At 68.2% G+C, this 18,736-nt stretch carries 20 protein-coding genes; 14 read left to right on the forward strand and 6 right to left on the reverse strand.

Going from position 1 to position 18,736, the window contains the following annotated elements:
• Positions 1 to 144 precede the first annotated feature (144 nt).
• The 3 genes from ROV93_RS15970 to ROV93_RS15980 are packed head-to-tail and all read left to right on the forward strand — an operon-like array spanning position 145 to position 3,595.
• The gene (locus ROV93_RS15970) at positions 145 to 1,671 is read left to right on the forward strand and encodes an alpha/beta hydrolase (RefSeq protein WP_072168035.1); all 1,527 of its coding nucleotides are present in this window, start codon (positions 145 to 147) and stop codon (positions 1,669 to 1,671) included.
• A complete protein-coding gene (locus ROV93_RS15975) occupies positions 1,668 to 2,414 on the forward strand; it encodes an ATP-binding cassette domain-containing protein (RefSeq protein WP_312540365.1) in 747 nt (248 codons plus the stop codon). Before ROV93_RS15970 ends, ROV93_RS15975 begins: the two co-directional genes overlap by 4 nt.
• Positions 2,411 to 3,595: an ABC transporter permease gene (locus tag ROV93_RS15980; protein ID WP_069138817.1), complete on the forward strand. Its 1,185-nt coding sequence runs from the start codon at positions 2,411 to 2,413 to the stop codon at positions 3,593 to 3,595. Before ROV93_RS15975 ends, ROV93_RS15980 begins: the two co-directional genes overlap by 4 nt.
• Positions 3,596 to 3,616: 21 nt before the next feature.
• Here the strand turns inward: ROV93_RS15980 and ROV93_RS15985 are convergent, their stop codons facing one another.
• Entirely contained in the window at positions 3,617 to 4,327 is a 711-nt protein-coding gene (locus ROV93_RS15985; protein ID WP_072168033.1) for a transposase, read from the reverse strand.
• 99 nt (positions 4,328 to 4,426) lie between these two features.
• Complete coding sequence (locus tag ROV93_RS15990; protein WP_312540366.1) at positions 4,427 to 5,233, reverse strand: helix-turn-helix transcriptional regulator; 807 nt, start codon at positions 5,231 to 5,233, stop codon at positions 4,427 to 4,429.
• Positions 5,234 to 5,311: 78 nt separating this feature from the next.
• Here ROV93_RS15990 and ROV93_RS15995 point away from each other — a divergent pair, with 78 nt between their 5' ends.
• Entirely contained in the window at positions 5,312 to 5,566 is a 255-nt protein-coding gene (locus ROV93_RS15995; RefSeq protein WP_061478998.1) for a hypothetical protein, read from the forward strand.
• Positions 5,567 to 5,648: 82 nt separating this feature from the next.
• Here the strand turns inward: ROV93_RS15995 and ROV93_RS16000 are convergent, their stop codons facing one another.
• Together ROV93_RS16000 and ROV93_RS16005 are read right to left on the reverse strand one after the other, a co-directional pair.
• Positions 5,649 to 6,662, reverse strand: a complete 1,014-nt coding sequence (locus ROV93_RS16000) for an energy transducer TonB (protein ID WP_072168031.1) — start codon at positions 6,660 to 6,662, stop codon at positions 5,649 to 5,651.
• A gap of 200 nt (positions 6,663 to 6,862) precedes the next feature.
• Entirely contained in the window at positions 6,863 to 7,483 is a 621-nt protein-coding gene (locus ROV93_RS16005; protein ID WP_065177871.1) for a TIGR00645 family protein, read from the reverse strand.
• Positions 7,484 to 7,595: 112 nt separating this feature from the next.
• Between ROV93_RS16005 and ROV93_RS16010 the strand changes: the two genes are divergently transcribed.
• The 4 genes from ROV93_RS16010 to ROV93_RS16025 all read left to right on the forward strand — a co-directional run bounded on the left by ROV93_RS16010 (position 7,596) and on the right by ROV93_RS16025 (position 13,079).
• A complete protein-coding gene (locus ROV93_RS16010; protein ID WP_061479000.1) occupies positions 7,596 to 8,285 on the forward strand; it encodes a glutathione binding-like protein in 690 nt (229 codons plus the stop codon).
• 160 nt (positions 8,286 to 8,445) lie between these two features.
• A complete protein-coding gene (locus ROV93_RS16015; protein ID WP_072168030.1) occupies positions 8,446 to 10,671 on the forward strand; it encodes a S9 family peptidase in 2,226 nt (741 codons plus the stop codon).
• Positions 10,672 to 10,696: 25 nt separating this feature from the next.
• Positions 10,697 to 11,212, forward strand: coding sequence for a cytochrome c oxidase assembly factor Coa1 family protein (locus ROV93_RS16020; protein ID WP_049414402.1), 516 nt, complete (start codon positions 10,697 to 10,699; stop codon positions 11,210 to 11,212).
• Positions 11,213 to 11,279: 67 nt separating this feature from the next.
• Positions 11,280 to 13,079: a DUF885 domain-containing protein gene (locus ROV93_RS16025; RefSeq protein ID WP_072168029.1), complete on the forward strand. Its 1,800-nt coding sequence runs from the start codon at positions 11,280 to 11,282 to the stop codon at positions 13,077 to 13,079.
• A 104-nt stretch (positions 13,080 to 13,183) separates the two neighbouring features.
• Here the strand turns inward: ROV93_RS16025 and ROV93_RS16030 are convergent, their stop codons facing one another.
• Positions 13,184 to 13,648 (reverse strand): hypothetical protein, encoded by a 465-nt coding sequence (locus ROV93_RS16030; protein ID WP_049439393.1) that lies wholly within the window; start codon positions 13,646 to 13,648, stop codon positions 13,184 to 13,186.
• 186 nt (positions 13,649 to 13,834) lie between these two features.
• On the opposite strand from ROV93_RS16030, the gene ROV93_RS16035 reads away from it, so the two are divergent.
• The 4 genes from ROV93_RS16035 (at position 13,835) to ROV93_RS16050 (ending at position 16,435) form a co-directional block, all read left to right on the forward strand.
• The gene (locus tag ROV93_RS16035; protein WP_005420185.1) at positions 13,835 to 14,083 is read left to right on the forward strand and encodes a hypothetical protein; all 249 of its coding nucleotides are present in this window, start codon (positions 13,835 to 13,837) and stop codon (positions 14,081 to 14,083) included.
• A gap of 123 nt (positions 14,084 to 14,206) precedes the next feature.
• Positions 14,207 to 15,124, forward strand: coding sequence for a bestrophin family ion channel (locus ROV93_RS16040; protein ID WP_069138806.1), 918 nt, complete (start codon positions 14,207 to 14,209; stop codon positions 15,122 to 15,124).
• Between the two features lie 19 nt (positions 15,125 to 15,143).
• A complete protein-coding gene (gene hemB, locus ROV93_RS16045; protein WP_006400669.1) occupies positions 15,144 to 16,133 on the forward strand; it encodes a porphobilinogen synthase in 990 nt (329 codons plus the stop codon).
• A 32-nt stretch (positions 16,134 to 16,165) separates the two neighbouring features.
• Complete coding sequence (locus ROV93_RS16050; RefSeq protein WP_072168028.1) at positions 16,166 to 16,435, forward strand: hypothetical protein; 270 nt, start codon at positions 16,166 to 16,168, stop codon at positions 16,433 to 16,435.
• Positions 16,436 to 16,517: 82 nt separating this feature from the next.
• Here ROV93_RS16050 and ROV93_RS16055 read toward each other — a convergent pair whose 3' ends face one another.
• Positions 16,518 to 17,381 (reverse strand): PD40 domain-containing protein, encoded by an 864-nt coding sequence (locus ROV93_RS16055; RefSeq protein ID WP_072168027.1) that lies wholly within the window; start codon positions 17,379 to 17,381, stop codon positions 16,518 to 16,520.
• Positions 17,382 to 17,430: 49 nt separating this feature from the next.
• Here ROV93_RS16055 and aroE point away from each other — a divergent pair, with 49 nt between their 5' ends.
• Positions 17,431 to 18,276, forward strand: a complete 846-nt coding sequence (aroE, locus tag ROV93_RS16060; RefSeq protein WP_072168026.1) for a shikimate dehydrogenase — start codon at positions 17,431 to 17,433, stop codon at positions 18,274 to 18,276.
• 3 nt (positions 18,277 to 18,279) lie between these two features.
• Entirely contained in the window at positions 18,280 to 18,633 is a 354-nt protein-coding gene (locus ROV93_RS16065) for a hypothetical protein (protein WP_072168025.1), read from the forward strand.
• The last annotated feature ends 103 nt before the right edge of the window (positions 18,634 to 18,736 follow it).

The raw sequence follows: 18,736 nt of genomic DNA on the forward strand, positions 1-18,736 counted from the left end.
GCGGGACCGCCTGGTCTGCGCGCCGTCGGCGGCGGATTCGTCATTGCCCATCGCCGTCGGCGCGCTGCCCGTGTAAGTTGGGTCACATCTTCCGCGGCAGCCCGTCGTGGTCGACAGGAACGACCTCCAGGGGAAACGAGCACGATGCAAAGACACCACCTCGCGCTGGCCGGGATGCTGGCCAGCCTGATGCTTGCCGGGTGCAGCCAGCCGCCGCCGGCCGCCGCCGGAAGCGCCAGCGATGCACCCAGCCGCCGCTTCGGCACGATCGACTTCCAGCCCTGCACGCTGTCTACCGAAGGCGCCAGCGCCAACGTGGAGGCGCAGTGCGCCACCCTGCAGGTGCCGGAGGACCGGGCCCAGCCCGGCGGTCGCCGGATCGGCCTGCGTATCGCCTGGCTGGAATCGGGCAGCAGCGGCGCCAGCCAGCCGGACCCGGTGTTCTTCCTGGCCGGCGGCCCCGGCCAGGCGGCCAGCGAGGTGGCGGTCATCGTCGACACTGCACTGCGCCAGGTGCGCAAACAGCGCGACGTGTTCCTGATCGACCAGCGCGGCACCGGCGGCTCCAACCCGCTCAGCTGCCTGGGCGCGGACGGCAAGCCGCTGCAGGTGGACGAGGATGCCGCGCCTTCCGAGGCCTCGCTGCGCGATTACGCCCAGCGCTGTGCCGCGTCGCTGCAGGGGCGCGCCGATGCACGCTTCTACACAACCGCCGAGGCGATCGCCGATCTGGATGCGGTGCGTGCGGCGCTCGGTGTGGACCAGCTCAACCTGGTTGGCGGCTCCTACGGGACCCGCGTGGCCCAGCGCTATGCCGGGGCCTACCCGCAGCACACCCGCAGCATCGTCATCGATGGCGTGGTACCGAACGAGCTGGTGGTCGGTGGCGACTTCGCAACCACCTTCGAGGATGCGATCGCCCTGCAGTCGGCGCAGTGCCGCAAGGATGCCGCGTGCAGCAAGCGTTTCCCGACCGATACCCGCGCGCAGCTGCGCAGCGTGGTCGACACCCTGCGCCGTGCACCGGTCTCGGTCGAGTATCGCGACCCGGGTACCAACGCACCCCGGCAGGATGTCCTGACCCCGGACAGCGTGGTCGGCCTTGCCTTCGCCTTCTCCTACGTGCCGCAGTATTCCTCGCTGCTGCCACTGGTGCTGGATGAAGCCGCACAGGGGCGCTATGCCCCGTTGGCATCGCTGGCGCGCGGCGCGAACCGCAGCATGGATTTCCAGATCAACCGCGGCATGCAATGGTCGGTGATCTGCAGCGAGGATGCGCCGCGCTACCACGCGCCGGCCGAGGATCCCGAGCGGCTGTTCGGCAACGAAGTGGCCAGTGCGTTCTTCGCGGCCTGCCCGGTGTGGCCGCACCGTCCGGCGCCGGCAACCGATGCCGTGCCGCTGCGCAGCGACGTGCCGGCACTGCTGCTGTCCGGTGAGCTGGACCCGGTGACGCCGCCGCGCTACGCCGCACAGGTGCTCAAGGGCCTGCCCAACGGCCGTGCGCTGGTCGCCCGTGGCCAGGGCCATGGCACGTTGACCGCCGGCTGCATGCCGCGGCTGCTCGGCCAGTTCATCGACAAGACCGATGCCAAGGCGCTGGATGCCGGCTGCCTGGACACGCTGAGCTACGTGCCGGCGTTCACCTCGTTCAACGGATGGGAACCATGATCGTCGCCGACAACCTGCACAAGGCCTTCGATATCCGCACGGGCCGCATCCAGGCGGTCGCCAACGTCGGCTTCCGCGCCGGGGATGGGCAGATCACCGGCCTGCTCGGCCCCAATGGTGCCGGCAAGACCACCACCATGCGCATGCTGTACACACTGATGACGCCCGACCAGGGCAGCATCACTGTCGATGGCATCGATGCCGCCCTCAATCCGGTGGAGGTGCGCCGCCACCTGGGCGTGCTGCCCGATGCGCGTGGCGTCTACAAGCGCCTGACCGCGCGCGAGAACATCGCCTACTTCGGCGAACTGCATGGCCTGTCTGCCGAGCGCATCCGCGAACGCATCGAGGTGCTGTCGCACGCGCTGGACATGGGGGACATCCTCGACCGGCAGACCGATGGTTTCTCGCAGGGCCAGCGCACCAAGACCGCGATTGCCCGCGCGCTGGTGCACGACCCGCGCAACGTCATCCTCGACGAACCGACCAACGGCCTGGATGTGATGACCACGCGCGCGCTGCGCCGCTTCCTGCTGGGCCTGCGCGAAGAGGGGCGCTGCGTGATCCTGTCCAGCCACATCATGCAGGAGGTGGGCGCGTTGTGTGACCACATCGTGATCATCGCCAAGGGCACGGTGATGGCTGCCGGCAGCGCCGACGAGCTGCGTGCGCAGGCCGGCGAAGCCAATCTTGAGGACGCGTTCGTGAAACTGATCGGCAGCGAAGAGGGCCTGCACGCATGAGCATGATGTCGACCCTGATGACGGTGATGCGCAAGGAACTGCGCGACCTGTCGCGTGACCGCCGCACGCTGCTGCTGACCCTGCTGTTCGGGCCGCTGCTGTACCCGGTGCTGCTGCTGGGCATGGGCAAGCTGGCCGAGAGCCGGGTACGCACCCAGATCGAAGAGCCGTTGCAGATCCCGACCATCGGCGCCGGGAACGCGCCGAACCTGGTGCGCTTCCTCGCCGCACAGGGCCTCAATGCCGCACCGGCACCGAAGGACCTGGCCGAGGCCATCCGCACCCAGGACATCGATGTGGCGCTGCGCATCAGCGATGATTTCGGCAAGGACTGGGCCGAGGGCAAGCCGGCGCTGGTGGAGGTGATCAAGGACAGCACGCGTCGCGCGGCTGAAGTACCCAGTGCTCGCCTGGAGGCGGCGCTGGCCACCTACAACGGCCAGGTCGGTGCACTGCGCCTGATGGCGCGTGGCATCGACGCACAGGTGGCACGCCCGCTGGACGTGGCGCGCCAGGACCTGGCCAGTGCCGAGGCCAAGCGCGGCATGATCCTGTCGATGCTGCTGCCGGTACTGCTGACGCTGACCTCGTTCATCGGTGGCGCCTACCTGGTGATGGACGCCACCGCCGGCGAGCGCGAGCGGCAGTCGCTGGAACCCCTGCTGGCCACGCCGGGTTCGCGCAGCGCGATCGTCAGCGGCAAGATCGCCGCCGCCTGCGTGGTCGGTTTCGTGTCGCTGCTGCTGACCCTGGTCGCGTTCAAGGTGAGCGCGCAGATCGCACCCGGCAACATCGGCCGCCAGTTCAACATGAACGTCGGCTCGATGCTGCAGATGCTGCTGGTGATGTTGCCGATGCTGCTGATCGGCACCTCGCTGCTGACCTTCCTGTCGGCCGCGGCCAAGAGCATGAAGGAAGCGCAGAGCCACATGACCTGGCTGATGCTGCTGCCGATGCTGCCCGGCTACGCACTGGTGGCCTATCCGCTGAAGAGCGAGCTGTGGCAGTACGCCGTGCCGTTCCTGTCGCAGAACCAGATGCTGCTGAAAGTGATCCGCCACGAGATCATCACCCCGGCGGTCTGGGCGATCTACCTCGGCGCCAGCCTCGGCCTGGCCGCCGTGCTGTGGTTCGCCGCCGTGCGCCGCTATCACAACGAGCGCCTGGCCATCTCTGGCTGACCAAAAAGGGGACGGAGGGGATTAAGTCGTTTCTGCCTCTCCCGTCCCCTGCTTGCGCGGGCGCCCTCGTCTGCGCATCACCACGGGGCGTCCCAGCGTCTGTTCCACCATCCGCAGGAATGCAGCGTCCCCCATTGGGCTTTGCCTGGCACTGTGGTTGCGGATCGCAGGTACGTCGGCGGATGCATTCACGTCGCGCAGGAACTCGGCATACAACGACGCCCTTTTCCGAGCGGTCGCTGCCAGTGCTTTGAACGCAGGATGCGGTGTCAGCATCGGATCATCGCGTCGTTGAAGGTTGCCGTGCACGCTGGACCACGGATGATCTTCGGCGCTGACCGCAATTCCGGCACGAACCGGATTGCGTTCGATGTAGCGGTATACGCTGAGAAGATAGGCATCGCTGTCGATCATCGAGGAATGGAAGCGACCCTGCCACAGCGGCCCACTGCGTCCGTGCCGCTGGTTGAACGCCTGCACGTAGTTGTTGCCCTGCATGCGCATTGCGCCCGCCAGTCCCTGCTGTGTGGACGGCGTGGCGAGCAGATGGATGTGGTTGCCCATCAGGACATAGGCATGCAGTGCGACGTGGTGCTTGAGGAATGCGCTGTGCAACAGATGCAGGAACAGTTGGCGGTCGACGTCGTCGATGAAGATCGCGCCCTTGTTCACGCCGCGCTGGATCACGTGATAGGCCTGGCCTGCCAGCATCAGGCGTGCTTGTCGGGGCATGGGATCTGGAGACTGGACGGGGTTTCAGCCTGTCATTGCGGCCGCGAAGCCGGACATCAGGCAAAGCCGCGAAGCCGCGTCGGATGAGTCAGAAGCGACTTAATCCCCTCCGTCCCCTTTTGCGTCTTTTGCGTACCGCGCAGGCGTCACCCCCATCTCGCGCTTGAACACGGTGATGAACGCGCTCGGGGTGTCGTAGCCCATCGACAGCGCAACGCTGATCACCGGCTCGCCGGCCAGCAGGCGTGGCAGCGACAGCAGCACGCGCAGGCGCTGCCGCCAATGGCCCAGGGTCATGCCTGTTTCGGCCTGCCACCGGCGGGCGAGGCTGCGGCCGGACAGTCCGTTGGCGGCTGCCCACGCTTCGACGCTGCGAAGGTCGTCCGGCGACCGTGCCAGCGCCGCCGCGATCCGCCGCAACCGTCGATCCTGCGGTTGTGGCAAGGCAAGCGGCGAAGGCGTGCTGGCGGCGATCTCATCGGTGATCACGCCGGCCAGGCGTGCCTGCGCGGCGTCCAGCGCCTGATGTGGCCAACTCAGTGCGCGCATCATCGCCGCCTGCAACAGCACGTTCGGCTGGAAAATGCGCGGCACGGCGGGCAGCTCCAGACAGGCTTCGGCGTTGAAGTACAGGCTCCAGCCATCGAATGCCTCTGCCCCTACCAGGGCGTGGGGCAGCAAGGGCGGTATCCAGGCAACGTGCCCCGCCGGCAGCAACCAGTGCAGATCGCCGGCCTCGATCCGCAGCAGGCCGTGGTGGGCACCCAGCACTTGGCCGCGCACGTGCTGGTGGCGTGCGGTGCGGCGCCGTCCCGGCACCCGCAGCTGCGAGGCCAGGATGAGGGGACCGTCTTCGGCGTTCGCCAAAGCGGGGTCAATCAACGCGGGTGATGTCTGATCTGCCATATCCATTGGCAGTTATACGGCAGAAGTGCCGCTGGCTGGGCGGCACACTGGGCTCCCGATCCCACAGGAGCATCACCCATGCAGCCACACGACATCCTTCCCGACCATCAGAACGAGGTGCAGGTGAACGGCCTCACCGTGCGCAAGGGCAGCGTCGGCGCCTTCCTCGCCAGCGTCCGTGACTGGCAGGACCCCGCCAGCGATGACGCCACCCGCGCCACCGCCGAAGCCGACCTGCGTGCGCTGCTGCCGGGCCTGCATGCGCTGGGCCTGTTCCAGGTGTTGGCCGCGCGTGATCCGGCACTGCAACGCCTGATCGACAGCCTCTCCTGAAACGAACACGGCCCGGACATGCCGGGCCGTGTGGTCATTGCGGGGCGGAAACGACTTAATCCCCTCCGTCCCCTTTTCGTGGTCAGCTGCCGCCCGGGGCGAACACCAGGGTGCGGCGGGTGGTGACCGGTGCGCTGACCGGCTCGAAGCGCCAGCGCTTGACCGCGTTCATGGCCTCGCGATCGAAGACGCGCGACGGTGTTGCGCGCAGCACACGGGCGTTGGTCACCGAACCGTCGGTGCCGACGGTGATCTCCACCAGCACCTCGCCGGAGGTGCCTGCACGCAGCGCCTCGGACGGATAGCGCGGCGCCGGTGTGCTGACCGGGCGCAGGTTGGGCGCCGCAGCGGCCGCCGGAGCTGCAGCCTGGCGTGCGGCGCTGGCCTGCTGGGCGGCAGCCTGCTGCTGCTTCTGCTCGGCTTCGCGGCGGGCCGCAGCCTGGCGCTCGGCTTCCTGGCGCTCGTTGTCCCGGCGGGCAGCGTCCTGTTGGGCAGCGATCTGCTTGGCTGCGTCGGCTTCCTTGGCACGCTGCTCGGCCAGGCGCTGCTGTTCGGTCTGCTGCTTGCTGCGGTCCTCGGCGTCCTTCTTCGCTTTCTCGGCTTCGGCCTCGGTGCGCTTGGCCGCGTTCTGCACGCCCTTGGCCAGGCCGTCCTTCAGGCGCGGCAACGCCGGCGCAGAGGCGTCCACCTTCTCGATCAGTGCCACCAGGCGCTGCGCTTCGGTGTAGTCCTCGCGGCCCAGGTTCTGTTCGGCGGCGATCAGGGTGTAGGGCAGCAGGTCGGTCAGCGCGCTCTTCACCGAGGCGTCGTCCGGCGTCTTGTCGCGCAGGGCGAGGTAGTACTCGATGGCGTTGTCGCCGGCCGGCGCGTACATGCGGTTCTCGCGCAGGGCCTGGCTGGCCGACTCACGCAGCTGCTCGGTGCCCATCGACTGCACCTTGGCGGCAACCACCGGTGCGGCCGGTGCAGCGGCGGTGGGTGCGGCGGCCGGGGCCGGTGCGGCGGTTTCCTCCTTGCCCGAGCAGGCAGCCAGTGCCAGTGCCAGGGCAACCGGCAGCCACCGGCGCGCGGCGGTGATCGTTGAGACGTGCGACATCCTGCTCCCCTCTAGAAGACGACGTGACGTAAATCATTGATATGCATGGCCGGGACCTGCGGTCCGGGCGCGGCAGGGTGACGTTTCCCGACGCCACCGCCGGCAACGGCGAGGGTGCAATCTAGCATCCCGGCCGCCGCCGCGTACAAGAGCAGTGGCCGGGATGGGCAACGGCGGCCGTGCCGTTGCCGGCGCCGACCTCAGTGGTCGTGCGCCTTGTCGTGCGACTTGCTGTGGCCGTTGGACATCAGCTTGTCGGTCCAGGCGATGCCGATCGCCGACAGGATGAACACGCAGTGGATGATGGTCTGCCACAGCACGCCTTCCTGAGTCAGCATCGAGCAGCGGGCGACACCGATGTTGGCGGCGGCCACGCTCATCTGCTCCGGCGTGCACAGCGGGATGCCATTCAGTGCGCCACTGGCGATGAAGGTCTTCAGCAGGTGGATCGAGGAGATGCCGATGATCGCCATCGCCAGCTTCACCTTCAGCACGCTGGCGTTGACGTGGCTCAGCCATTCCGGCTGGTCCGGGTGGCCTTCCAGGCGCAGGCGCGAGACGAAGGTCTCGTAGCCGCCGACGATCACCATCACCAGCAGGTTGGAGATCATCACCACGTCGATCAGGCCCAGCACGATCAGCATGATCTGCTGCTCGCCCATCGACACCGAATGCGAGATCAGGTGCCACAGTTCCTTGCCGAACAGGAACACGTAGACGCACTGCGCCACGATCAGGCCCAGGTACAGCGGCAGCTGCAGCCAGCGCGAGGCGAAGATCAGCGTGGACAACGGGGAGAGCGGCGGGCGGTTTGCACTCATGCGGGGGATGCTGCGTTTCGGGGGAGAGGCGAGGTTACCGGCCCGCCATGACGGTGCCAACCCAACTCACGCACTAGACTTCAGGTTCCTTTCCACACCCCGAGCCGACGCCATGATCGACCTGTATTACTGGCCCACCCCGAACGGCCATAAAGTGACCCTGCTGTTGGAGGAAACCGGCTTGGAATACCGCATCCACCCGGTCAACATCGGCTCGGGTGACCAGTTCAAGCCGGAATTCCTCGCCATTTCGCCCAACAACAAGATGCCGGCCATCGTCGACCACGCCCCGGCCGACGGCGGCGCCCCGCAGAGCGTGTTCGAGTCCGGTGCGATCCTGCTGTACCTGGCCGAGAAGACCGGCCGCTTCCTGCCCAGCGATCCGCGCGGCCGCGTCACCACACTGGAATGGCTGTTCTGGCAGATGGCGGGCCTGGGCCCGATGAGCGGCCAGATGGGGCATTTCAATGTGTATGCTCCGGAAAAGATCCCGTATGCGATCGAGCGCTATGACAACGAAGTGCGCCGCCTGCACGGGGTGATGGACAAGCGCCTGGCCCAGCACGCCTTCCTGGCCGGCGACGCGTACACCATCGCCGACATGGCCAGCTACCCGTGGGTCGGCGCCTACGACACGCTGCCGGTGGACTTCGCCGCGTTCCCCAACCTCAAGCGCTGGCACGAGGCCATCGCCGCGCGCCCGGCCACCCAGCGCGCCTATGCGCTGCGCCAGCAGGTGAACCCGAACGCCGGCAAGCCGCTCAGCGACGAAGAGCGCAAGCATCTGTTCGGCCAGCGCTGACCCCGGCATCTGAAGGTGGGTGCCGACCGTTGGTCGGCACTCGTCCGCACTGCTTATGGGCAGAAGGTCATGCTGCCTTCCCGCACGGGCTTGGTTAGGATGAGGGACGACCGTCCCGCGCCCCGCGTGGAGGCGGACCTGCCGTTTGCCGGGATCCTCCATGCGCCATCTGTTCGCTTCGCTCGCCCTCATGCTCGCCACCAGTACCGCCGCCCACGCCGAAAAGCTGACCCTGGAAGCCATCACCGGCCCGCTGCCGCTGTCCGGCCCGACCCTGATGAAGCCCAAGGTGGCGCCGGACGGTTCGCAGGTCAGCTTCCTGCGCGGCAAGGACAGCGACCGCAACCAGCTGGACCTGTGGACCTACGACATCGGCAGCGGCCAGACCCGCCTGCTGGTTGATTCCAAGGTGGTGCTGCCCGGCACCGAGACCCTCAGCGATGAGGAAAAGGCCCGACGCGAGCGCCAGCGCATCGCCGCGATGACCGGCATCGTCGATTACCAGTGGTCGCCGGACGCGCAACGACTGCTGTTCCCGTTGGGCGGCGAACTCTACCTGTACGACCTCAAGCAGCAGGGCCAGGCGGCCGTGCGCCAGCTGACCCACGGTGAAGGCTTCGCCACCGACGCCAAGCTGTCGCCCAAGGGCGGTTTCGTCAGCTTCATCCGCGGCCGCAACCTGTGGGTGATCGATCTGGTCAGTGGCAAGCAGCTGCAGCTGACCCGCGACGGCAGCACCACCATCGGCAACGGCGTGGCCGAGTTCGTCGCCGACGAGGAAATGGATCGCCATACCGGTTACTGGTGGGCGCCGGATGATTCGGCCATCGCCTTCGCCCGCATCGACGAGGCGCCGGTGCCGGTGCAGAAGCGCTACGAGGTCTACGCCGACCGCACCGATGTGATCGAACAGCGTTACCCGGCCGCCGGCGACGCCAACGTTCGCGTGCAGCTGGGCGTGATCGCACCGGCCGCCGATGCGCAGCCGCGCTGGATCGACCTGGGCAAGGAACAGGACATCTACCTGGCCCGCGTCGATTGGCGCGATGCGCAGCACCTGAGTTTCCAGCGCCAGTCGCGTGACCAGAAGCAGCTGGACCTGGTCGAAGTGGCGCTCGACTCCAACCGCCAGCGCGTGCTCGTACACGAGACCAGCCCGACCTGGGTGCCGCTGCACAACAGCCTGCGCTTCCTTGAAGATGGCAGCGTGCTGTGGTCGTCCGAGCGCACCGGCTTCCAGCACCTGTACCGCATCGACAGCAAGGGCAAGGCCACTGCGCTTACCCATGGCAACTGGCCGGTGGACGAACTGCTGGCGGTCGATGAGAAGGCCGGCAAGGCCTACTTCCGTGCTGGCATCGAGACCTCGCGCGAAAGCCAGATCTACGCGGTGTCGCTGCAGGGCGGTGAGCCGCAGCGCCTGTCGAAGGCGCCGGGCATGCACAGCGCCAGCTTCGCCCGCAATGCCAGCGTCTACGTGGACAGCTGGTCCAACAGCACCACGCCGCCGCAGATCGAACTGTTCCGCGCCAACGGCGAGAAGATCGCCACGCTGGTCGAGAACGACCTGGCCGATCCCAAGCACCCGTATGCGCGCTACCGCGATGCGCAGCGCCCGGTCGAGTTCGGCACGTTGATGGCTGCCGACGGCAAGACCCCGTTGAACTACAGCCTGATCAAGCCGGCCGGCTTCGATCCGTCCAAGCGCTACCCGGTGGCGGTGTACGTCTACGGCGGCCCGGCCAGCCAGACCGTCACTGACAGCTGGCCCGGCCGTGGCGACCATCTGTTCAACCAGTACCTGGCCCAGCAGGGCTACGTGGTGTTCTCGCTGGACAACCGCGGCACCCCGCGCCGCGGCCGCGACTTCGGTGGTGCGCTGTACGGGAAGCAGGGCACGGTGGAAGTGACCGACCAGCTGCGCGGCGTGGCCTGGCTGAAGCAGCAGCCGTGGGTGGACCCGGCGCGCATCGGCGTGCAGGGCTGGTCCAACGGCGGTTACATGACCCTGATGCTGCTGGCCAAGGCATCGAACCAGTACGCCTGTGGCGTGGCCGGCGCACCGGTCACCGATTGGGGCCTGTATGACAGCCACTACACCGAACGCTACATGGACCTGCCGGCGCGCAACGAAGCGGGGTACCGCGAAGCGCGCGTGCTGACCCATATCGACGGCCTGCGTTCGCCGTTGCTGCTGATCCACGGCATGGCCGATGACAACGTGCTGTTCACCAACTCGACCAGCCTGATGAGCGCGCTGCAGAAGCGCGGGCAGCCGTTCGAGCTGATGACCTATCCGGGTGCCAAGCATGGCCTGTCCGGCGCCGATGCCCTGCATCGCTACCGTGTGGCCGAAGCCTTCCTGGGACGCTGCCTGAAGCCCTGATGCACAAACGGGAAGGAGCCCGCCGATGACACTGCCGCCGCCGATTCCCACCCATGGCCCGAAGCCTGCCGGCTGGTGGTCCCGTCACTGGCGCTGGGCGATGCCGCTGGCCGTGCTGCTGGTGTTGGCCGGTGCCGGTGGCGTGGTGGCCTGGAGCGTGCTGCGCTGGAGCGAGGCGGCACGCGAGAGCCCGCCGATGCGCGAGGCGATGCGCCGCGCCGGATGCAGCATCGAACTGGTGGAAGCCTTCGGCGAGCCGCTGCGTGCCGAATCGATGCCGCTGGGCAGCATGCAGACCGCGATCAATGGCCAGCGCGACGTCGGCCTGACCGTGGCCCTGGAAGGCCCGCGCGCGCACGGCCGGCTTTTCGTGAAGGGCACCCGCAGCGACGACGTCTGGGACTATCCGGTGATGTATGTGCTGGGCGAGAACAAGCAGACGTTCGACCTGACCGCGCTGGATGATGATGAGGCCGCGCAGGAATGCGAGCTGCAGGCCTGCCGCGAACGCGGCGAATGCCCGCTGGCCGCGGCGTTGTGACCTCCGGCCGATTGTCGCCACAGCGCTGAGCGCGTAGGGTGCGGGCAACCCTGTCCTGGAGTGCACCATGAAGCCGATCGCGTTGGCCGTTGCCCTGGCCCTGACTGCCGCCCCGCTGATGTCCGCACCGCCGGCGCTGGCGGCACCCGCCACCAAGGCCGCTACTCCGGCCAGCCCGGCCTGGGTGGCCCGCAGCAACGCATTGGCGCAGATCCTGCTCGATGCGCAGGGCCCGTTCCAGCCGGAAGAAACCGGCTTCTTCGGCGTGCCCGGCTATGACGACAAGGTGGCCGACCTCGGTGCGGACAACGGCAAGCGCTACCGCGCGGCGATGGCCAAGGCGCGCGACGAACTGAAGGCGAAGCTGGCCACCGAGCAGGATCCCAACGTCCGCCAGGACCTGGAGATCATGATCCACGCCGCCAACCAGAACATCGAAGGCAGTGAGCTCAACGAGAAGTACCTGCTGCCATGGAGTGACGCGCCGCAGACCATCTTCAGCGGCCTCAACCTGCTGCTGTCCGACCAGGTGCCGGCCGAGCGCCGGGCCAAGGCGATCGACCGCCTCAAGGCCTACGCCGGGCTGCAGCCGGGTGGCACCGCGTTCACCACGCTGGCCCGCCAGCGTTACGAAGAGCGCTTGAAGGACGGCAGCCTGCTGCAGCCGACGAAGATCGAAGTGCAGCAATCGCTGGACAACGTCGAGACGTACATCACCGGCATCGAGTCGCTGCTGAAGAAGTACCAGATCGCCGGCGCCGATGAGGCAATGAAGGCCCTGGCCGGGCAGATGAAGGATTACGCCAGCTGGACGCGCACGACCGTGCTGCCAAAGGCACGCACCGACGCGCGCCTGCCGGCGCCGCTGTACGCCTACCAGCTCAAGCAGGTCGGTATCGATATCGATCCGAAGCTGCTGATGCAGCGCGCGCAGCTGGAGTTCATGGAAACCCGCTCGGCGATGCAGCAGTTGGCGCCGCTGGTGGTGAAGGACAAGGGTCTGAAGGTGGCCGACCCGAGTGACCCGGTGGCGGTGATCCGCGCGCTGAAGGCCGACAAGATCGCCGACGACCAGCTGGAAGGGCACTACCGCAGGGTGATCGATGCAATCGATCCGCTGATCCGCGAGCATGCCATCGTCGACGTGCCCAAGCGCGCCATGCAGATGCGGCTGGGTTCGGCCGCCGAGAGCGCGGCCAGCCCGGCCCCGCATTTCCTGCCGGCGCCGCTGGTCAACAACACCGGGCAGCAGGGTACCTTCGTGCTGCCGCTGGGCAACCCGGCGGCGGGCGCGGGCGCACAATACGACGATTTCAACTTCGGTGCGGCGGCATGGACGCTGAGCGCGCATGAAGGCCGCCCCGGCCACGAGCTGCAGTTCACCGCGATGGTCGAGCGTGGTGTCTCGCTGGCACGCACCATGTTCGCGTTCAATTCGGTGAATGTTGAAGGCTGGGCCCTGTATGCCGAGGCCGAGATGGTGCCGTACGAGCCGCTGGACGGGCAGATGATCGCCCTGCAGTTCCGCCTGCTGCGGGCCGCACGCGCAATGCTTGACCCGATGCTCAACCTCGGCCTGACCGACCGCGCCAACGGCGAACGTGTGCTGATGGAGCAGGTCGGCCTGTCCAAGGCGATGGCCACCCAGGAACTGGACCGTTACATGGTGCGTATGCCGGGCCAGGCGGGCAGCTACTTCTATGGCTACACCCGCATCCTCGAACTGCGCATGCAGACCGAGCTGGCACTGGGCGCGAAGTTCGACCGCCTGGCGTTCAACAACTTCCTGCTCGACCAGGGCCTGCTGCCGCCGGACCAGCTGGCCGACGCGGTGAACAAGGTGTTCGTGCCGAAGTACAAGCGCTGAACCCCTCCGGTAGTGCCGGCCGCTGGCCGGCATTCCCTTGGGGCAGGGAGCATTTCTGAGGTTGCCGGCCAGTGGCCGGCACTACCTGTGGTGATCCGCGTCGGTCACCGCTGCGGTTGCGGCGTGATCACCTGGGTCGGCAACCGTGCCGGCGGTTCCGGATTGGGTACCCAGATCGCCACGCCGGCGGCGCGCTTCTGCGTGGTCGGAATACCGATGCCGACGCCACCCCCCACATGCGAGCCGAAGGTGCCGGCGCCCACCGACATGCCCACCGGTGAGCCGCTGCTGCCCACGCCCATCAGCACCACGCCATTGGCGCCCAGTGCCGCCGCTTCACGCTTCAGGCGTGCCACCGCGGCATCGGTCTGGCCCTGCGTGCCGAAGCCCACGGCAGATGCCGATTCCAGCTGCGCGATTTCCTGCGAGCCGGCCGGTGGCGTGGAATAGATCTGCACCAGTGCCGGATCGATCGGCGCGCGGGCGCGCCCCAGCATGACCTTGGAGGTGCTGGCACAACCGGCGGCGACCAGCAGGATGGCCGCCAGCGCGGCCCAACGGATGTTCATGGCACGACCCCTGTAGGACTGGTTGCGATCTTCGGTGGGCCACTCTGAATCGGCGCCAACACCCGGGCCCGGGCACCCACGGCAGCACGCTAGCACGCGTCGGGTGACAGCCCCGCCAACGGCAGTAGGCGGCGACCGCGTGAACGACTATGGTGGACAGACAGGAACCAACTGCGGGAGAGCGGAATGGGCGTGATCAGTCTTTTGTGGGGCGTACTGGCGCTGTTGTGGATGATCCTGGCGCTGATTCCGCTGCTTGGCTGGGGCAACTGGTTCCTGATCCCGTTCGCCGCCGTCGGCGCGGTGATCGCCGCGCTGGGCATCCTGTTTACCCACCCGACCAAGCGCGGTCGGGCCTGGGCCGGGCTGGTGCTGAACGGCATCGTGGTGGTGGTCGGCATCCTGCGCCTGGGCCTGGGCGGCGGCGTGATCTGAATCCCGGCGCCGGGTGCGACAGGGCGTCGCAGGCGCACGGCCGGTGGCCGGGCAGGGGCGTACAATGAGCGGCTGCGCGAGCCCCCCGCGTGCCTGTGATTCCGCGCCTGGCGCGGCTGCCCGATGATCATCCGACCCCGTCCCCACGGCTGGCAACTGCTGTACATCCTGCGCGGCTCGATCGTCAAAGCGATCGCGCCGAAGGTGCTGGCCATCCTGATCCTGTCCATTGCCGTGGCGGCCGTGGTGGAACTGGCCCCGCCGACCGGCATCGAACGCGTGTCGGTCACGCCGTTCACCCTGCTCGGCCTGGTCCTGTCGATCTTCCTCAGCTTCCGCAACAGCGCCTGCTATGACCGCTGGTGGGAAGGCCGCAAGCTGTGGGGCCAGCTGGTCTACGAATCACGTTCGCTGGCCCGCCAGGTGCACCTGCTGCTGGCCGATGACGGCGGCCGCCGTCGCCGCATCGCGTACCTCACCACCGCGTTCGCCCATGCGCTGGCCGCGCGCCTGCGTGGACGCATCGTGGCCCTGGCCGCCTTGCCATGGCTGGACAAGCCGCAGCGCGAGCAGCTGGGCCAGCGCGAGAACGTGCCGGATGCATTGCTGTCGATGATCGCTGCCGAGCTGGCCCAGGCGCTGCGCGCCGGCGAGCTCGATCCGATTCTCTACACCCAGCTGGAGGAGCGCCTGCACGCGATGTCGTCGATCCAGGCCGGCTGCGAGCGCATCCTCACCACGCCGCTGCCGTTCGCCTACACCCTACTGCTGCATCGCTGCGCGTGGATGTTCTGCGTGCTGCTGCCGTTCGGCCTGGCCAGTTCGCTGGGCTGGGGCACGCCGGTGCTGTCGGCGGTGCTGGCCTATGCCTTCTTCGGCCTGGACCAGCTGGGCGAAGAAATGGAAGACCCGTTCGGCCTGGAGCCGAACGACCTGCCGCTGGACGCGCTGGTGCGCACGATCGAGATCGACCAGCTCGACGCGCTCGGCGAACGCCCCTTGCCCGAACCCCTGCTGCCGCAGGGTTACCTGTTGCAATAGCCACTCCTCGGAGCCTGCCATGTCCCATCCGCTTTACCGCCCGCGCCGCATGCGCCACGACGAGTTCTCGCGCCGCCTGATGCGCGAGAACACGCTGACCACCGACGACCTGATCTACCCGGTGTTCGTGCACGAACTGGCGGGCCGCACCGCAGTGCCGTCGATGCCGGGCGTGGAGCGGCTGTCGATCGAAGAGCTGCTGAAGGTGGCCGAAGAAGCGCTGGAACTGGGCATTCCGGTGATCGACCTGTTCCCGGTGATCGACCCGTCGCTGAAGTCGCTGGACGCGTCGGCGGCGTGGGCCGAGGACGGCCTGGCGCAGCGTGCGATCCGCGCGCTGAAGTCGCGCTTCCCGGAACTGGGCGTGATGACCGACGTGGCGCTGGACCCGTACACCACCCACGGCCAGGACGGCATCATCGACGACAAGGGCTATGTGCTGAACGACATCACGGTCGAAGCGCTGGTCAAGCAGTCGGTGTCGCACGCCGAGGCCGGTGTGGACATCGTCTCGCCGTCGGACATGATGGACGGCCGCATCGGCGCGATCCGCCGTGCGCTGGATGCCGACAACCACATCAACGTGCGCATCATGGCCTACTCGGCCAAGTACGCCTCGGCGTTCTACGGCCCGTTCCGTGATGCGGTGGGCAGCGCGGCCAGCCTCGGCAAGGCCGACAAGAAGACCTACCAGATGGACCCGGCCAACGGCGACGAGGCCCTGCGCGAGATCGCGCTGGACCTGGAAGAGGGCGCCGACATGGTGATGGTCAAGCCGGGCATGCCGTACCTGGACCTGGTGCGCCGGGTGAAGGAGACGTTCGGCGTGCCGACCTTCGCCTACCAGGTCAGTGGCGAGTACGCGATGATGAAGGCCGCCTTCGCCAACGGCTGGCTGGACGAGCGCGCCTGCGTGCTGGAGTCGCTGCTGGGCTTCAAGCGGGCCGGTGCCGATGGCGTGCTGACCTATTTCGCGCCGCAGGTGGCGCGATGGCTGCGCGAGCGCTGACAATAGCGCCACGATAGACGGAGGACTGCGCGATGGGACCCGAACTGGGATGGATGCAATGGCTGATCTGGGGTACCGGTGTCCTGGTGTTCGGTGCCCTCATCGTCGGTGTCTTCATCGCCGCATGGCGCGCGGGCAAGCGCCCACCGGAGCAGCTTTCCGCCGCCCGCCACGTGGCCCGTGAGCAGGCCCTTCCGGACAGCGTGCAGGCCGAGCTGGCTGCGTTGAACCAGCGCAAGGACAACGGCCAGCTGAGCGAGATGGAGTACGAGCAGTTGCGCGCCAAGGTGCTGTCGCGCTGACGGGCAATGCCCGGGGTCGGATCCCTTTCCGCAGGAAAGGGCTCTGACCCCTTCGCGGGCGCCATCCACGCGCGGCGTGGATCTACCGCACGCACCCGGCCACCGCCGCTACCTTCGGCACCGCCAACCGGTACACGTCCACGCCACCGGCGCGCGGCGCCTTTGCCGCGCTGCTGGCCACCATCATCTCGCCGGGCTTGGCGTTGTCGATCACCGGCGCGCCGGTCCAGCCGCCGGCCTGGTTGAACGACAGCCCCAGCGGCTGCAGCGCCACACCGCTCCACGCACAGCCGCTGCTCCAGACCTGCGCGGTACTGCCGTGGCTGCGGCTGAACACCACGGCGCCGTCATGGCCCAGCCAGTCGCCGTCGGTCTCGTCGTCGGCGCTGTTCAACGCGCTCAGTGCGGTGGCCGGGCCACGCACGCCCTGCGCATCCAGCGTCGCCACGAACAGGTCCCAGCCGGCGCCATGGCCCTGCTGGCGGGCAAACAACAGCTGCTTGCCATCCGCGCTCAGGGCCGGTCCGCGCTCTTCCCGGCGCCCGCCGTCACCGGCCAGCGGCTGCGCCGGGCCCAGCCGGCCATCAGTGGCCAGCGCAGCGCGGTACAGCGCCAGCGCGCCCTCGCGACCGGCCGCGAACAGCAGCCAGCGGCCGTCACGGCTGAAGTAGGGATCGCGGGCTTCACCGGCCACGCCGACCGGCAGTGCCTGTGCCTGCTGCCAACGACCGTCGACCACGCGTGCCTCCCACAGGCCCCAGCCGGTTTCGCCGCGGCGGGCGAACACGATGCGCTGGCCATCGGCGCTGATCGTGGCGCGGCCCTCGTCGGCGCGGGTCGAGACCACGCCCATGCCTTCGATGCCGTACTCGTTCAACGCCATCGCCACGGGGGCAGAGAGTAGACTGGCGGCAAGCACCAGCAGGGGCGGGGTGATGCGCATCATCCGGTTCCATGCACGAACAGAGCATCAGTCTAGCCAGCTTGAGGATTCCATGACCGACCGTTACGCCGTCTTCGGACACCCCGTCGCCCATTCGAAGTCGCCGCAGATCCATGCGACGTTCGGTCGCCAGGAAGGCGTCGCCATCGACTATCGCGCGATCGACCTGGTCCCGGAGGCGTTCCTGGCCGGCCTGGAGGCCTTCGCTGCCGAGGGCGGTGTCGGCGCCAACGTCACCCTGCCACACAAGGAAGCCGCGTTCTCGGTGTGCACCACGCTGACCGCACGGGCGCGCCGCGCCGGCTCGGTCAACACGCTGCTGCGCAAGGGCGACCGCTGGCACGGCGACACCACCGATGGCATCGGCCTGGTGCGCGACCTGACCGACCGCCACGGCCTGGACCTGCGCGGCCGCCGCGTGCTGATGATCGGTGCCGGTGGCTCGGCGCGCAGCGTCGCCCCGGCGCTGCTCGATGCCGGCATCACCGAACTGGTGGTGGTCAACCGCACGCCGGAGCGCGCCGACGAACTGATCGATGCCATGGGCGAACCGGGCCGCGCGATCAGCCGATACTGGGAAGACCTGCGCGAGCTGGGCGACTTCGAACTGATCGTCAACGCCACCTCCGCCGGGCGCGACCGCGACGTCGAGTTCAAGCTGCCGCTGTCGCTGGTCAACTCGATGACCACCGCCGTCGACCTGAACTACGGCGAGGCAGCCATCGCCTTCCTGGCCTGGGCCCGTGCGGCGCAGTGCCGCAACACCGTCGACGGCCTGGGCATGCTGGTCGAGCAGGCTGCCGAGAGCTTCCTGCAGTGGCACGGCGTACGCCCGCAGACCGACGAGGTCTACCAGGCGCTGCGCCAGGGCCCGGCTGTGTTGGCCGGCGAGGACTGATCGATGGACGGCACGACCCTGATGGTGACCGTGCTGAGCATGGTCGGTGTGCGCCTGCCGGTGCTGATCGCGCTGTGCGTCGGCCTGGTCTGGGTGGTCGGCGCGCCGCGCGATGCGACCCGCACCGGTGCGCTGGTCGGCCTGCTGCTGTTGCTGTTGTCCAGCCTGGGCGACCTGGCCGCGGGTGTCCTGCCGATGTGGCTGGTCAGCAGTGGCAACTTCAGCGCCATCTCGGGCATGAGCGCCATCTTCGGCGTACTGCACTTCGCGCTGGCGATGGTCGAGGCCATCGGCGTGGTGCTGCTGGTGTGGGCGCTGGTGCGCCTGCTGCGGCTGCGCGGCAACGCGGTGCAGTGACACCCCGGTGACGGCCCAGGGCCGTCGCCAGCAGCGTACGGTGTGTTCATCCAGCAGCCGGGCGTCGCCGCTGCCCCGTTCAGGCAGCCAGCGGCGGCGGACA

The sequence above is a fragment of the Stenotrophomonas maltophilia group sp. msm4 genome (assembly GCF_032025605.1).
Classification (GTDB): Bacteria; Pseudomonadota; Gammaproteobacteria; order Xanthomonadales; family Xanthomonadaceae; genus Stenotrophomonas; species Stenotrophomonas sepilia.

Coding starts and splice junctions, on each gene's coding strand:
- ROV93_RS15970 (WP_072168035.1), top strand. CDS start 145: ATGCAAAGACACCACCTCGCGCTGGCCGGGATGCTGGCCAGCCTGATG.
- ROV93_RS15975 (WP_312540365.1), top strand. CDS start 1,668: ATGATCGTCGCCGACAACCTGCACAAGGCCTTCGATATCCGCACGGGC.
- ROV93_RS15980 (WP_069138817.1), top strand. CDS start 2,411: ATGAGCATGATGTCGACCCTGATGACGGTGATGCGCAAGGAACTGCGC.
- ROV93_RS15985 (WP_072168033.1), bottom strand. CDS start 4,327: ATGCCCCGACAAGCACGCCTGATGCTGGCAGGCCAGGCCTATCACGTG.
- ROV93_RS15990 (WP_312540366.1), bottom strand. CDS start 5,233: ATGGCAGATCAGACATCACCCGCGTTGATTGACCCCGCTTTGGCGAAC.
- ROV93_RS15995 (WP_061478998.1), top strand. CDS start 5,312: ATGCAGCCACACGACATCCTTCCCGACCATCAGAACGAGGTGCAGGTG.
- ROV93_RS16000 (WP_072168031.1), bottom strand. CDS start 6,662: ATGTCGCACGTCTCAACGATCACCGCCGCGCGCCGGTGGCTGCCGGTT.
- ROV93_RS16005 (WP_065177871.1), bottom strand. CDS start 7,483: ATGAGTGCAAACCGCCCGCCGCTCTCCCCGTTGTCCACGCTGATCTTC.
- ROV93_RS16010 (WP_061479000.1), top strand. CDS start 7,596: ATGATCGACCTGTATTACTGGCCCACCCCGAACGGCCATAAAGTGACC.
- ROV93_RS16015 (WP_072168030.1), top strand. CDS start 8,446: ATGCGCCATCTGTTCGCTTCGCTCGCCCTCATGCTCGCCACCAGTACC.
- ROV93_RS16020 (WP_049414402.1), top strand. CDS start 10,697: ATGACACTGCCGCCGCCGATTCCCACCCATGGCCCGAAGCCTGCCGGC.
- ROV93_RS16025 (WP_072168029.1), top strand. CDS start 11,280: ATGAAGCCGATCGCGTTGGCCGTTGCCCTGGCCCTGACTGCCGCCCCG.
- ROV93_RS16030 (WP_049439393.1), bottom strand. CDS start 13,648: ATGAACATCCGTTGGGCCGCGCTGGCGGCCATCCTGCTGGTCGCCGCC.
- ROV93_RS16035 (WP_005420185.1), top strand. CDS start 13,835: ATGGGCGTGATCAGTCTTTTGTGGGGCGTACTGGCGCTGTTGTGGATG.
- ROV93_RS16040 (WP_069138806.1), top strand. CDS start 14,207: ATGATCATCCGACCCCGTCCCCACGGCTGGCAACTGCTGTACATCCTG.
- hemB (WP_006400669.1), top strand. CDS start 15,144: ATGTCCCATCCGCTTTACCGCCCGCGCCGCATGCGCCACGACGAGTTC.
- ROV93_RS16050 (WP_072168028.1), top strand. CDS start 16,166: ATGGGACCCGAACTGGGATGGATGCAATGGCTGATCTGGGGTACCGGT.
- ROV93_RS16055 (WP_072168027.1), bottom strand. CDS start 17,381: ATGATGCGCATCACCCCGCCCCTGCTGGTGCTTGCCGCCAGTCTACTC.
- aroE (WP_072168026.1), top strand. CDS start 17,431: ATGACCGACCGTTACGCCGTCTTCGGACACCCCGTCGCCCATTCGAAG.
- ROV93_RS16065 (WP_072168025.1), top strand. CDS start 18,280: ATGGACGGCACGACCCTGATGGTGACCGTGCTGAGCATGGTCGGTGTG.